Here is a 14,268-nt window from a genome sequence, read left to right as displayed (position 1 = left end):
CGCCATGCTCATCAGCGCAAGCTGTTTCGCTGGCACGGCGACGCTTCAGGCCTTGTCAGCTTCCGCTGTAGCGTGGCGGGACGATCATGTCCCGCGTGGCCATTCCCACGACATGGAGTACGGACCGCACGTAGGCTTTCAACGAGAGCGACCGAGACAGGTCAACGATCATTTCGTACAGCGGAATGTTACTTCCGGGAAGGCAGGTGCCGACCCGCTTGTAACCATCGGAGATGAGCCTGCGTTCTGAGACAGGCGTAGCTCCGAAGGACAGGCAGTGAATCGGCGGCAACACATACCCCGGACGGTACGTGCAGGCTGCTATCTGCACCATCACCGACATCAGGATTCGTCGCGAAATGTTCTCGTCCGGCCCATCGAGCTCCGGTGGCCGGTCCGCAACAGCTTCCAAAAGGATGTAGTTTGATGGGCGCTCAATTGCTTCAGCTCCGAGGTCGAGTGGCCACACGTCGCCGCGGCGAATGGACGTGTATACCGATTCTTTGAGCGGGAGAACGATATGAGCTCCGACGGCATGGCCACGGTAGCAGGAGAGTGCGATGGACCATGGATCGAACGTGAGTCGGTTTCGGATGATGCGGCCGTAGGACTCCTGTGACCGTCTGATCACTGCCGCACCAACACGTTCTGCCTTAGCCAGTTCCAGACTCTGCTCGGCTGCGGACCGCCCACAGGAGGCGAACAGCCACTGGACGACATCCGGCAACATGTAGTCGGGACAGCCGGCGACAACTCCCTCCACCAATGCTTCGGTATCCCATAGGGTCAGGAAACCGACCATCGCGTTGGAAAGATGGTCCTTCTCGTCCTCCAGCAGCAGCATGGAAGCGATGGCTGCAGGCCCCAGTTCGCTGACGTTCCGCGAGGACTTGCTGCTCAGAAACGCCTGCAGTGCCTCAAACGTCCTCCGGACGTTTTTCGTGGAGGCATTGTTCAGAACATAGGAGACAAGTTTTTGGGCGTAGACCGGACTAACCGCGGCCCCTTTCAGAAGCTTTCCGATCTGCCCGGTCTTCACCGACTCATGCTCTCTGAGCCAGCTCTCGACTGCGGTGCTCTTTGGAATGGCATCGTGCTCGCTCAGGCACTTGAGAAACTCCGGATCAAGCCGTCTACGCACGCGCAGCATGGGGATGGCTCCGCTGAGTAATGGTTTGGCCAGATCGGCCCACCGATTTTACGCAGTGGGTCAAGGGGCCATGTTCAAGGTTTAGGGAAAATTCTCTTCCCCTCGTTTCCCCTTCCCGGACCGCGGAAGCTCCGAAACCGGGCGTCGGAATGCCCGGGTTTTCGCGGAGGAAGCCAAACGCTCTTGTCGGCTTCCCATCGCTTTCCCAGCCCCGCTGACAGACCGGGAAACGCTCTTACGTTTGGCGACCGCGTGACGGCTCCTTCGACCAGGGCTTCACCTGGCCGGCCATCATCGCATTGAAGAGCAAGGAACAGAGAGATGAATTCGAAACGAGGAACGTGGCGGTCACCGAGCCGCCAGCAGAAGCAGGTTGTGTTCGGGTTTGCATCGGCGACTGCGGTCGCCGTCGCCCTGAGCTGGCTTCCAAGCAGCAATGAGCGGGATTTCGAAGTGCTTCCAGCAGGGGTGGCCATGAGCGCGGAGAGCCGCGGCGACGAGGACTCTGCTCAAGGAGAACAGCCGGCCGATGAATTGGAAAGCGGTGCAGACCAGGCCTCGGCGGACAGCCCGCAAGGTGGGAGCGATCTCGCCGCAAGCGCGGTCGACTTCGCGAAAGGAGTCGCGGTAGGTGTTACATCGGCCATGCCGAGCCGTGGGGCTCCTGATCAGGCGGAACGAGACGCGTTGATCAAAGCACAGCTTCATCAGGCGCGGATCAAGGCTCTCGACCTGTTGACGGGGTATCACGGGGACGTCGAGAAGGCGTTTGACAAGCTGTCTGACAAGGTTCCCGCCTTCGTCAAGACTGCCCGCAGCTTCTCAGCGAAGTGGTACGGCCAGAACCTGGCCGAGGCTTTCCATCGAGACGTTCTGTCTGAGTCTTCCCTCCTTGAATTGAAGGCCCGGCTTGAGCATGCCTACGCCGAAGAGCTTTCAAGGGTCGACAACGAAGTGTTTGTCGCCCTGAATCTCGACGTTGCGGACGAAGCCTCGTTGCCGCTCGAACTCAACTGGGATGTGCCGCGGATCAATCGCAGCATCGAATCGGCAATTGCCAAGGCAAGGACGGCCACTCATGCAGATCAGGTGGCTGATTTTGGGCAACTGGCCGTTTCAACGCTGATTTCCAATTCGCTGAACAAGGAACTCGTCGGCCGGTCGGGACTGAGCGGCGACGACTGGTCGAGCCGCCTCAAAGCAGGCGCTCTGACGCTCCTTGGTGGATTGGCTGCCGACGCTTTTGTGACCAAGGCATATGAGACGGCGGCTGATCCGGACGGTGAGCTGCAGCGTGGGATCAACGTACAGCTCGAAGCGATCAAGGCGGTGGTGATCGACGGATCCGAAGACTGTCCTGCTCTCACCGACCAGCTCATGGAGTACGAGATTCTCCGCGCTGCGCAGCGTCAGACCCGGGTTGAGAAAGCCCTGGCCAGTCAGGCGGCTCGGTGAGCTTCTCACCCCCTTCTTTCCGGGAGATCACATGTCTCGATTACTTAGAACCGGTCTGTGCATGGCTGTCATGCTCAGTTGCGCGGCGGCTCCCGCCGGCGTCGGAAAGCTTGTGAAGGAAGCGGTGGAAGCCGCCTCCGGAAAGCTCGCCAGGGAAGGTGTCGAAGAAGGCGTTGAACGGCTGGGAGCGAAGGCCGCCTCGCTTGCGGCACGGTACGGCGATGATCTCGTTGCCTCTGCTGTGCGGCGGGCCGGGCCGAAAGCCGCGGACCTGGCGCTGGACGCTGGCGAGCATGCAGGCCTCGCCCTGAACCTCCTGGCACGCCACGGGGATGACGCCGTTGCACTCGTCCGCCGGGCCGGCGCCTGCGAGCTGGTTGCAAAATTCGGTGACGATGCTGCCGTGGCCATCTTGAAGCACGGGTCGCTCGGCGAAAGGGTCGTTTACGAGCTTGGCGAACAGGGGGCCAAAGCCCTCGCCGGCCTCAGCGGCCAGAACGCAAGGCGTCTGGTGATGATGGCGCAGGAAGGAAGCCTGTCCGTCCCGCTGCTCGATGTCGTCGCCAAATACGGCGAGCGTGGGCTGGAGATCGTCTGGAAGCACAAGGCTGCCTTGGCGACGGGTGCGACACTGGCCGCGTTCCTGGCGGATCCCGAGCCGTTCATCAACGGATCGGTTGAGCTCGGAACCACCGTCGTCGAAGGCGTTGTCGAGCCGGTCTTGACCGAGGTGGTTGCGCCGATCGCGTCACTTCCAGCGGTGGTCGGTGCCGAAGTCGCACGCGGCGTCAACTGGACGCTGCTGTTCCTCGCGGGTGGTACCGGACTCGCGGGTGCTCTGTACCTGCGGGGTCGTCCCCTTGTCCCGACGCTGGTGGCTTCCCGGCTGGGAGTCGCTTTGCGGCGTCTCGTCGCCGAACGCATGCGGCGGCGGTAATTCGCTGTGAGCTGAGGGACGGGCAAATTGCCCGTCCCTCGTCTTGTCTTAACGGAGCATTTCATGAACAGCTCAGTGTCTCAGAACAGCATTCCAATCAATCGAATCAGGACCGGCCCGAACCCGCTGCGGCTCCACCTGGGCGAAGACACTCAGGAGATGCAGGATCTGATCACCAGCATCAGGGAATTCGGCGTGCTGGAGCCGGTAGGTGTGTGCGCGAGCGGCGACGGTTACCTGCTGATCTTCGGCAATCGACGCCTCCATGCCGCGAAGCAGGCGGGAATCGCGCATGTGCCAGCGGTGATTCACCCCTCGCCCGCAAGCGAAGCGGATTTCCTTGCGCTGCAGATTCAGGAGAACGAGCATCGGGTCAACGTCGAGCCCGTTGCGTTCGGCGAAGCACTCAAGACGATGCAGGGCAGGCTTGGCTGCACGCAGGCAGAGCTCGCCCGCCGGATGAAGATGAATCCGGTCAGGATGTCGCGACTCATCTCGCTTGCCAGCCTTCCCGATCCGGTCAAGGCCCTGGTTGCGGAGGAACGGCTTCCCGTATCAACCGCACTCGAACTCGCGCAGCTCGACGTTGCGGAGCAGGCCAGCTTCATCCTGCGTGCTTTGAAGGACGGTGTGACCAGGGACGAAGTCGTGGCTCACCGTCGCGCATCGCGATCGCAACAGTCCCGCAATTCAGCCGGTCGCGTCTCCGTGCAGCTGGACGGAAATCGCAGGCTCATCCTTACCGGAGTCGGCCGGACGATCAAAGAAGCCAGGAGCGCGATTCGTGAAGCGCTTGGAGTCTTCCGGAAGGCGGAGCAGGCCGGACAGAGCCTGGAGACCTGCATCCGCAGCCAGGCCGACCGCTTCAGGCCCGAGTCAGGGGCCGAGGCCGGTTCTAAATCCCGTGTCCCTGTCCAACAGGAGAAGTGACATGTACTTCCTGTCGCGCTGGTTGCAGAGAGGCTCGATTCTCCTATGGGCGTATTCGGGAACGGTGGTCGGGGTGGCTTACTGGCCCACCTCGGGGATTCTGCTGGTCGCCGCAGCGTTTGCTCGCATGCGCCGTCGCCGCGGGCAATGGAATATTCTCGGAAGCGCACAATGGGCCGATGAAAGGGAACTGAAACGCCACGGGATGATCGGCGCCAACAGCGGTCTCATCCTGGGTTACATCTATCTGCCGCCTGAACGGATCCGGGTGCTGCGGCGATTGATGTGCGGCTGGATGTCGTCGAAGGAAGCCTGCGAACAGTTCTGGCAGCTGTTTGGGCGATACCGCAGGGAGCCCGTAAGGCTGCCGCAGGCGATTCATACGGCTGTCTTCGCACCGTCAGGCGCCGGTAAGGGGGTGTCGGTCATCGCGCATTTCATGATGACGTGCGCGGACTCGATTGCCGTACTGGATCCCAAGGGCGAACACGCGAGGCGCTTTGCGGCCTACCGCGAAAAAGAGTTCGGCCAGCCGAGCTTTGTGATCGATCCGTTCCATAACTTCACGGACAAATCTGACAGCCTGAACCCGCTCGATCTGATCGACGCCAGCAGTCCGGTTGCAATCGACGATGCGGCCGCACTCGCCAAGGATTTGGTCGTCCGATCGCCTGAGGAGAAAGAGCCCTACTTCAACAACTCTGCAGAGACGTGGCTCAAGGCACTCATCTGCCTGGTTGTCGTGTATGGCGGTGCTTACGGCAGCCGGTCTCTTCAGACAGTTCGTGCTCTACTCAGCAGCCCTGAGCATCTGCAGCAAGCGATCAAGCTCATGCGCGAATCCGACGCGTGGGGCGGAATGCTGGCCCGAATGGGGGGCCAGCTGGAGCAGTTCGTCGACCGCGAGCGCGCCTCGGTCCTTACTACGGCCCAGCAGCACACGCGGTTTCTCGATACGCCGAGCATCGCGGCGATCACTCAGGCGAGCACTTTCGACCCGGCAAAGCTGAAGACGGAAAAAATGACCGTGTTTCTGATCCTGCCGCCTGAATACCTCCGATCGCTGTCGGGACTTCTGCGGATGTGGATCGGATGCCTGCTGCGGGCAGTCGTCAAAAACGGAAATGGCGATGAGTCTCGCGTGCACTTCATTCTCGACGAAGCTGCATCCCTCGGCTCGATGGAAGCACTCGATGATGCCCTGGACAAGTACCGCAGCTACGGCGTGCGTCTGCAGTTCTATTACCAAAGCCTGGGCCAGCTCAGGAAGTGCTTTCCGGAAGGGCAGGACCAGACGCTGCTGTCCAACACTTCGCAAATCTATTTCGGTGTCAACGATACTTCCACGGCCGATCTCGTCAGCCAAAGACTGGGCGATGAAACCATCGTCCTGAACAGCGGTGGTACGAGTTCCGGAACCACGCGTCAGCACACCGGCGGCTGCCATCCCAGCGACAGCATCAGCTATTCGAGCAACACGAACAGCAACTGGCAGTTCCAGGCCAGGCGGCTGCTGAAGCCCGAAGAAGTGATCGCACTGCCGCCGCGGATGGCGATCACCTTCACGCCGGGCGTCTCTCCCGTCTGCACCACCCTCACCCCTTACCACGAAGAACGGTCGCTACGACGCCGGGGCTTCGTCGGAAGGGCGGTTGCGGCCCTCCGGATGTTCGCGCTGTCGCTGATCTGTTTCCTGCTGAGTCTTGTCATGGCCGGCTTCGTCACGCTGTTCGTGGAAAACGCGCTGCGACGCTCCGGCCGCATCTAGTTTCGTCTCGTTTTGAAAGGAAAACCCAATGTCTGAAATCGCACGCAAGCTGTTCGAAGGTCTGAAAGCTGTAACGGGCCAAGCCCTGCATGCCGGCCAGGTGGTTGCCGCCGAGCTCGGACCAGAAACCCGTCGACTCACGACGCAAGGCTCGATGGAGCTCGCCTCCGCCGTGTTCCATGGCCACGGCTTCGTGCCTTACGGCCCCGGGCAGTACACGCCTAGTCCCGAGCATCAACATTCCGCCCAGGGTCAGGAGCAGGCGCCCGTCCAGGAACAGCAGCGCAGCTATGGCATCGAACGGTAGCCAGTCCAGAATCGATCGCCTGCGAGGATAGCAATGACCCAGGAACCGCTCCTTTCCATCAAGGATCTCTGTGTGATTACAGGAGTCTGCCGCCGCACGATCCACAGGATTCGCAAGGCAGGCGAATTGCCCGAACCGATTCGCATTGGACGGCGGCCACGCTGGCGCCGCGAAGACATCGACGCCTGGCTCAATCGCAGAGGAAGTCACGAGCCCAATGAACGATATCCAAGTCAGACAGCTGGCTAGGTCCCTCGCCCGTCGCTGCCGGCGCATTGTCCAGTGCTGCCTGCTGCACAGCGAGTGGCCCCTGGCCGACGACGAATTCACGAACGTGATTTATGAAGGAATTGCAGAACATCTCAGAACTGATGTCAGTCGCGACGGTGGCGAAGCGTCTCAAGCACTCGCCAGCGACGGTGTACGCGCTGATTGAGAGCGGAAGACTGGCGCACTACCGCTGCCCGGGCATCCGGGTCAGCGAAGAGCAGCTACAGGCCTTCCTCGAATCAGTAAAGCAGCCGGCGCAGAAGACAGAACAATCTCCTCCGCCGGCTCGAATCAAGCTGCGGCACATTTCGCTTTAAGAGGCCGCCGCGCCTCCGGAAGCACGCCGAGCCTGCTCCAGCATGTGGGCCGGATTGAGGCCCAGATGCTGGTACACACGGCTGAGCGTGGAAGGATCCGAATGTCCTAAAAGTATCGCAGTTGTGAGGGGGTCGACGCCTGACTTCAGCGCATTTGTCGCCCAGGAGTGCCGGAGGGCATACAGGGAGTAACGCGGAACATGCTTCTTCACGAGTTCGGCCAGTGCCTTCCTGCGTGCTTCCGCCTGCAGCTGCCGAGGCGACTTCGGAACAGCATCGCCTTCGATGATCCGCTCCGGACTGAGCATCAACCGAATACGTGTCGCCGCCTCGGCGACCAGCTCTTCGTTCGCCGGATTCGATCGCTGGAAGATCCGGGTTCTGAGCCGGTCGAACGCACAATTGGCCGAGTCCGGCGTCCACGGATTACCGTTCCGGTTACGGAACAGCGGCCCTGTCGGAAACTCGTTCATACGACGCTGCGTGATCTCCAGGGCCGCCGGCGTGAGATACACCACACGCGGCTGCCGCTTGCCTTTGGACTCCGATTTCGGAAACACCCATCGCGAATGTTTCAGGTCGACGTGACGGGCTTCAACGCGAAGCGACTCCTGGGGCCGGCAACCTGTCTCCCAGGTCGTGACGATCAGGTCGCGGAAGGCCTGGTCAGAAAGATGGGCGAGCAGCCGCTCGTACTCCTCGACCGTGACGAACGTTTCTTTGCGGTCGCCGCCGGGAACTTCCAGCTGCTCGATCGGGCTGCTGGCCAGGTAGCCCTGCTGGACGCCCCACTTCAGACAGCGCTTGACCGATCGGACGTAATTGCGCTTCGAGGTTCGGCTCAGCTTCGGATAGCTGTCGACCCACTGCTGGACGTGAAATGGCTTCAGGGCGTCGGTCGTCAGTTCCGGGTAACGCCGGCAGAAACGCTCGATGCGGTACTGGTACCAAGAAAACGTGTCGGGCGAGCGATGGCTCTTGAGCCAGCCCAGGAACTGGTCGGCCAGTGCGACGACCGATTCCGAGGTGAGAACCTTGGCTTCCGGCTGCCGCATGAGCTCGTGGTAGCGGCGGAACGCTCCTTCGCGATCAGGGCCGAGCTTGACCTGCTTGCGGTCGATCTCGACGTACCAGCTACCGCGCGAGCGCTTAAAGAACGGTTTCGGGAAATGGGGCACAGCGAACCCTCCAGTCGAATCCAAAAGGACTAACCAGAGGCGACCGAAAGGCTCGCTTCACAGCCTCGTCCGGCGGCAACCGGGCGGGGCTGTTTTCATCTTACGCCGCTCGAATTCTCGGACAACTTCTCGGACGGCGGCGTGTTTTGCAAGGCTCGACTTTCCGTAAGTCGTTGCCCCGTAAAGTACACCCCGGAGGGCTCGAACCTCCAACCTTCGGTTCCGTAGACCGATGCTCTATCCAATTGAGCTAGGGGTGCAACTTCCTCCCAACCAGCGGGAGGGTGATAAGAATAACGCCCACCACGCATTCCTCAAGCTCGCATCTCCGAAGAATGCTGCACTCGCAGCATTCCTCGTCACGCCGCCAGAATCTCACACCCATGAACGCGCGGGAGTCAACGACCGTCGTCTCGCTGCCGTCCCACGGTGGGGCAGCGCCTTCTGAGGACCGCAACGACGACCGGGAACGCCGGCCCTCTCCACTCCGACACCGAGTCGCCCCGCGGAGTTCGGCGGCCACAAACGCGATCGCGCTCCCCATCCCCCAACTCGGCCAGCGCCACGCCACGTTGGGATGCCTCACCCATAAAAACCAACAAAAAAGTCCCTGCCCGCAAACTGTTGCGGGCAGGGACCTCAAAAGTCGGGCTGGCGGGATTTGAACCCACGACCTCTTGCACCCCAAGCAAGCGCGCTAGCCAGGCTGCGCTACAGCCCGAGCATGATGCCGTCCTGGCGGCCGGCTCCGCAGACATCCGGTTGGGGAGCCGATGCTGGTTCTCGAAGCGGCGATGCCATGCGGTCTCATCGCGGAAGGGCAGACTATCTCAAGCGGCGTCATTCCATGCAAGGATGAAACCGAACTCTCGGCCGTGAAGTCTCCCGGAAACATCCGGACACCACTGCCACCTCCGCGGTTCGCGACGCACGGCCTCCGCCCCGGTCTCCGGGCCCGTCCGTCATTCGGGAAGCGGTTTTCCCTTCGTTTCGGGCAGGAATGGAAGAACCAGCAGGCCGATCAGGAACACTCCGCACATCGCCATGCCCGCCGGCCGCAGCGGTTCCGCATAGCCGAACGTGTTGGTGATGAAGAAGCCCGTGATCGCAATTTTCACCAGCGGGCCAAAGGCCGCGACGAACCGGCCGACGTTGTAGCAGAAGCTCGTTCCCGTCGACCGCAGCCGCGTCGGGAAGAGTTCCGGCAGGTAGACCGCGTATCCGGCGAACAGCGAGAGCTGGCAGAAGCCCATGATCGGCACGAGCACCATGATCTGCCACATGTCCGTCAGCGAGTGGAACACGATCACCGTGATCGTGAACGCCGAAATCAGGGCGATCGCGAAAGTCGGCTTCCGGCCAATCCGCTGAGCCAGCACGCCGAAGCCATACATCCCGAAGAAGGCGCCGATATTGATCGCGATCGACGTAAAGCTCGTGTACAGCGAAACCTTCGAACTGACCTTCTTGTCCATCGCCTCCTGGATCGCCTGGTCCTCGGCCGGCAACTGGTCAGAAGTCTTCGACTCGATCGCCGCCTGAACCCGCTTCAGGCTCTCGGCCGTGGCGCCCTCGGCAGCCGCGATCTCCTGCTCATAAACCTGCTTGGTGACCTTCGGAGTCTGCACCGATCGGATCAGGTCCGGAGTGTAGAATCCGACACCCCACAGCCCCACAACGCCCGAACACGCCAGCACAAGCCCCAGGAGCGCGTGCTTGCGCCACAGCGGGGTCGAAAACAGCTCGCGATAGGAGCCGAGCTGCTTCGCGGTGGCCCCCTCGTGCGACACTTTCGTCCATGCTTCCGGCTCTTTGAGCTTCAGCCGGATGATCAGCGCCAGGAGCGCAGGCAGCGCGCCGATCATGAACATGATGCGCCACGGACTCGTCGGGAGCCCATGCTCCTCGGCAACCCCCAGGCCCAGGTTGATCAACGCCGCCAGGATATTGCCAATCGCAGACAGCGCCTGCAGTGACGCGAGTGCATAAGGTCGCGCTGCCGCGGGCATTGCTTCCGCGATCAGCGCCACGCCGACGGCGAATTCACCGCCGACGCCCAGCCCCGTCAGGAAGCGGTAAAACGCAAAATCGTAAACCGAAGTCGAGAGCGCGCTCAGCCCCGTGCAGGCCGAGTAGATCAGGATGGTGAACATCATGGTCTTCGTGCGGCCGATCCGGTCTCCCAGCATGCCGAACACGAGGCCGCCCGTCGCCCATCCTGCAATGAACACCGCCGTCGCGATGTCGCTCCACTTCAGGATTTCCCCCTTCATGGCGGCCTCGGGAATTCCCGTGCCTGCCAGAAGCTCCTTCATCGCGGCCGGACGAGCCAGAATGAACAGCTGCTGATCAAGGCAGTCGAACAGCCAGCCCAGCGCCGCCACGACGAACACGAACCAGTGATACTTCGTCAGCAGCTTGTACCACGGAACACCGGGCGGCAGGGTGGCATTGTTGTCGGGACCGGTGTCGACGTGCATGGGTCGCGTCTCAAGAAGGCAAATCAGGCAACAAGAGCCCGCCAACGTGACCGCTCTCGCCGCCAGCGTCAAGCGCCCCGCCGCAGCACCGCCGGCCGATGCCCAAAATCAGCGCAAACCCGTCAGAACCTGCCCCTTCACTTTCCTGCATTTCGTACGATCGAAGGCACTCAACTTGCTTCGTTCCGCGAATTGCGACCGCCGACCCGCTCCAGCGGGCCGCTTCCAGTCCCGCGGCGGCTTGGAAGCGTGCGCGCTGGTCGCCCGGCAATCAGGACGACATTCGCCTATGTGGACCCGCGACTCGCTTCAAGAACTGATTCACGGTCGGCTGGCCGGTTACAAGTTCATCGTCGTGGCGAATCGCGAGCCGTACGTCCATCGGTTTGTTGAAGACCGCATCGTCCATTCGAAGCCCGCCAGCGGCATGGCCACGGCGCTTGACCCGATTATGCTCGCCAGTGGAGGCGTCTGGGTCGGCCACGGCAGCGGCGACGCCGATCACGCCGTCGTCGACGAGCACGACTGCATTGCCGTCCCGCCCGAAGACCCGAAATACAAGCTCCGGCGCGTGTGGCTCACCAAAGAAGATGAGCAGGGATTCTATCTCGGGTTCTCGAACGAATGCCTGTGGCCGATGAGCCACATCACGTTCACGCGTCCGAGATTTGATGCGAAGGACTGGGAAACCTACCGTCGGGTCAACGAACTGTTCGCGAACGCCGTGCTCGACGAGGCGGGGGACGATCCGACGCTCGTGTTCATCCAGGACTATCACTTCTGCCTGTTGCCGCGACTGTTGAAGAACAGCGGCCGGAAGAACCTCGTCGTCGCCCAGTTCTGGCACATTCCCTGGCCGAACCCCGAAGTGTTTCGGGTTTGCCCCTGGAAGGAAGAAATCCTGGACGGGCTGCTGGGAAATGACCTGCTCGGATTTCACCTGCGTTACGACTGCCGCAATTTCCTCGAGGCGGTCGACCGGTTCGCGGAGTCGCGGATCGACTACGAGCGGAGCGACGTCGTTCGCGGCGGAGCGACGACGAAAGTCTCCGCCTTTCCCATCAGCATCGATTTCGAAGAAACCAACCGGCTCGCCACCTCTCCCCAGGTCGAGCAGGCGATGGAGACCTGGAAGCGCCAGCTCCAGCTCGGCGACCGCATCCTCGGAGCCGGCATCGAGCGGCTCGACTACACGAAAGGCATCGTCGAACGGCTGCGCGGGCTCGATTCCTTCCTTTCGACGCATCTCGACTATGTCGGCAAGCTCCAGTTCGTGCAGATCGCCGTCCCCAGCCGCAGCCACCTGGCCGATTACCGCCGTATCGAAGATGAAGTCGATCGCGTCACCGATGAGATCAACTGGAAGTGGCGGAACGGCCGCTGGAAGCCGATCACGCTCATCAAGGAGCACCACGATCCCATCAGGATGGTCGCCCTCCACCGTCTCGCGAAATTCTTCGTCGTCAGCTCGCTCCACGACGGAATGAACCTCGTCGCCAAGGAGTTTGTCGCCAGCCGCACCGATGAGCAGGGCGTCCTGATTCTCAGCCGGTTCACCGGCGCCGTCCGCGAACTGGAGGACGCCCTGCCGATCAACCCGTTCGGCGCGCACGAAATCGGCGACGCCATCGCGGCGGCCGTCGTCATGTCTCCCGAAGAACAAAAACGCCGCATGACCCGCATGCGGGAAGTCGTCGCCCGGAACAATGTCTATCGTTGGGGCGGAAAGATTCTCTCGACCCTGCTTCAATTCGAACTTCCAGAAAACCCCGCCAACACGGAAGTGGTTCAGGATTCTGCACGATGAATGACACCGATGATCAATGGTACAAGGACGCCATCTTCTACCAGGTTTACGTCCGGGGATTTCAGGACAGCACCGGCGACGGCATCGGCGACCTGCGCGGCCTGATCCAGCGCCTCGATTATCTCGCCGATCTCGGGGTCACCTGCCTGTGGCTCATGCCGATCTATGAGTCGCCCCTCAAGGACGACGGCTACGACATCGCCGACTTCCTCAAGATCGACCCGCGAATCGGCACCGTCGACGACTTCCAGGCCCTTTGCGAAGCGGCCCACGCGCGCGGCCTCCGCATCATCGCCGACATGGTCCTGAACCATACGTCCGACAGGCATGCCTGGTTCCAGGAGGCCCGCTCGAATCCCGAATCGCCCAAACGCGACTACTATGTCTGGAGCGACACCGACCAGAAGTATCAGGGCGTCCGGATCATCTTTACCGACACCGAGCCCAGCAACTGGACCTGGGATCCCGTCGCCCGCCAGTACTACTGGCATCGCTTCTTCTCGCATCAGCCCGATCTCAACTACGACAACCCGGCCGTCCAGCAGGAAATGCTCGACATCATCGGGTTCTGGCTCGACAAGGGCATCGACGGCTTCCGCGTCGATGCCGTCCCCTACCTCTTCGAACGGGAAGGAACCAACTGCGAAAACCTGTTCGAAACGCATGGCTTCCTCAAGAAGATGCGCGCCTATTGCGACGAGAAGAAGCCCGGCACTCTGCTGCTCGCGGAAGCCAACCAGTGGCCGGCCGACCTGCTGCCGTATTTCGGTGACGGCGATGAGTTCCAGATGGCGTTCAACTTCCCGCTCATGCCCCGCATGTTCATGGCGATCCGCCGCGAGCAGCGTCGGCCGATCGTGGACATCATGGAGCAGCTCCCCTCCATCCCGTCGAACTGCCAGTGGGCCATCTTCCTCAGGAACCACGACGAGCTCACGCTTGAAATGGTCACCGATGAAGACCGCGACTACATGTATCGCGAATACGCCCAGGATCCCCGGATGCGGCTCAATCTCGGAATCCGTCGCCGCCTCGCCCCTCTCATGGAGAACGGCCGCCGACAGATCGAACTCCTGCACAGCATGCTGTTCTCGCTCCCCGGGAGCCCCGTGCTGTACTACGGCGACGAGATCACGATGGGCGACAATATCTACCTCGGCGACCGCAACGGCGTCCGCACCCCCATGCAGTGGACCGGCGACCGGAACTCCGGCTTCTCGACGGCCGACCCGTCACGCCTCTATCAGCCCGTCATCACCGACCCGATCTATCACTTCCAGGCCGTGAACGTCGAGTCGTCGCAGCGCTCGCCCACCTCCCTGCTGAACTGGCTCAAGCGGATGGTCAGGCTCAGGACGCAGCATCCGGTCTTCGCCCGCGGATCTCTCGAATTCATTGATGGCGGCAACGAACGCGTGATCGCCTACCTGCGGACCCTCGGCGACGAAACCATGCTCGTCGTCAACAACCTGTCGCGGTTCGCCCAGCCCGTGAAGCTCGATCTCTCGCGGTTCATTGGCTTCACCCCGGTGGAGTTGATGGGCAACACCCCGTTCCCCCCCGTCGACCACACCCCCTACTTCCTCAGCATTGGCCCCCACAGCTTCCTCTGGTTCAAGCTCGTGACAGCCCCCGTCGGAGAAGCGGTCGTGGCGTGATCAGGCGCGGA

At 61.7% G+C, this 14,268-nt stretch carries 12 protein-coding genes and 2 tRNA genes; 9 read left to right on the top strand and 5 right to left on the bottom strand.

What is annotated here, in order from left to right:
- Positions 1–55: 55 nt before the first annotated feature.
- A complete protein-coding gene (locus Pan44_RS09215; protein ID WP_145029419.1) occupies positions 56–1,150 on the bottom strand; it encodes a hypothetical protein in 1,095 nt (364 codons plus the stop codon).
- 321 nt (positions 1,151–1,471) lie between these two features.
- On the opposite strand from Pan44_RS09215, the gene Pan44_RS09210 reads away from it, so the two are divergent.
- The 7 genes from Pan44_RS09210 to Pan44_RS09180 all read left to right on the top strand — a co-directional run bounded on the left by Pan44_RS09210 (position 1,472) and on the right by Pan44_RS09180 (position 7,134).
- Positions 1,472–2,605, top strand: coding sequence for a hypothetical protein (locus Pan44_RS09210; protein WP_145029417.1), 1,134 nt, complete (start codon positions 1,472–1,474; stop codon positions 2,603–2,605).
- Between the two features lie 31 nt (positions 2,606–2,636).
- Complete coding sequence (locus Pan44_RS09205; RefSeq protein WP_145029415.1) at positions 2,637–3,542, top strand: hypothetical protein; 906 nt, start codon at positions 2,637–2,639, stop codon at positions 3,540–3,542.
- 63 nt (positions 3,543–3,605) lie between these two features.
- Entirely contained in the window at positions 3,606–4,472 is an 867-nt protein-coding gene (locus Pan44_RS09200; protein WP_145029413.1) for a ParB/RepB/Spo0J family partition protein, read from the top strand.
- Position 4,473: 1 nt separating this feature from the next.
- The gene (locus Pan44_RS09195) at positions 4,474–6,240 is read left to right on the top strand and encodes a type IV secretory system conjugative DNA transfer family protein (RefSeq protein WP_145029412.1); all 1,767 of its coding nucleotides are present in this window, start codon (positions 4,474–4,476) and stop codon (positions 6,238–6,240) included.
- A 28-nt stretch (positions 6,241–6,268) separates the two neighbouring features.
- A complete protein-coding gene (locus Pan44_RS09190) occupies positions 6,269–6,547 on the top strand; it encodes a hypothetical protein (protein WP_145029410.1) in 279 nt (92 codons plus the stop codon).
- 33 nt (positions 6,548–6,580) lie between these two features.
- Positions 6,581–6,796 carry a helix-turn-helix transcriptional regulator gene (locus tag Pan44_RS28230; protein ID WP_145029408.1) on the top strand — a complete coding sequence of 72 codons (216 nt, stop codon included), beginning with the start codon at positions 6,581–6,583 and terminating at the stop codon, positions 6,794–6,796.
- 92 nt (positions 6,797–6,888) lie between these two features.
- Complete coding sequence (locus Pan44_RS09180; protein WP_145029406.1) at positions 6,889–7,134, top strand: helix-turn-helix domain-containing protein; 246 nt, start codon at positions 6,889–6,891, stop codon at positions 7,132–7,134.
- Here Pan44_RS09180 and Pan44_RS09175 read toward each other — a convergent pair.
- From Pan44_RS09175 to Pan44_RS09160, 4 genes are all read right to left on the bottom strand, one after another.
- Positions 7,131–8,312 (bottom strand): tyrosine-type recombinase/integrase, encoded by a 1,182-nt coding sequence (locus tag Pan44_RS09175; protein WP_145029404.1) that lies wholly within the window; start codon positions 8,310–8,312, stop codon positions 7,131–7,133. The two genes, Pan44_RS09180 and Pan44_RS09175, sit on opposite strands and share 4 nt — an antisense overlap.
- A 186-nt stretch (positions 8,313–8,498) precedes the next feature.
- Positions 8,499–8,572: transfer RNA gene (locus Pan44_RS09170), tRNA-Arg, on the bottom strand.
- 386 nt (positions 8,573–8,958) lie between these two features.
- Positions 8,959–9,033 (bottom strand) — tRNA-Pro (locus Pan44_RS09165).
- A gap of 241 nt (positions 9,034–9,274) precedes the next feature.
- Positions 9,275–10,792, bottom strand: coding sequence for an MFS transporter (locus tag Pan44_RS09160; protein WP_145029402.1), 1,518 nt, complete (start codon positions 10,790–10,792; stop codon positions 9,275–9,277).
- A 289-nt stretch (positions 10,793–11,081) separates the two neighbouring features.
- On the opposite strand from Pan44_RS09160, the gene Pan44_RS09155 reads away from it, so the two are divergent.
- Complete coding sequence (locus tag Pan44_RS09155) at positions 11,082–12,599, top strand: alpha,alpha-trehalose-phosphate synthase (UDP-forming) (RefSeq protein ID WP_145029400.1); 1,518 nt, start codon at positions 11,082–11,084, stop codon at positions 12,597–12,599.
- On the top strand, positions 12,596–14,257 hold the full coding sequence (gene treS / locus Pan44_RS09150; RefSeq protein WP_145029398.1) for a maltose alpha-D-glucosyltransferase: 1,662 nt from the start codon (positions 12,596–12,598) through the stop codon (positions 14,255–14,257). Before Pan44_RS09155 ends, treS begins: the two co-directional genes overlap by 4 nt.
- Positions 14,258–14,268 lie beyond the last annotated feature (11 nt).

Origin of the sequence: Caulifigura coniformis (genome assembly GCF_007745175.1) — a bacterium.
Lineage (GTDB): Bacteria > Planctomycetota > Planctomycetia > Planctomycetales > Planctomycetaceae > Caulifigura > Caulifigura coniformis.
The sequence above is the reverse complement of the archived record's forward strand: the minus strand, read 5'-3'. Positions and strand labels throughout refer to the sequence as shown.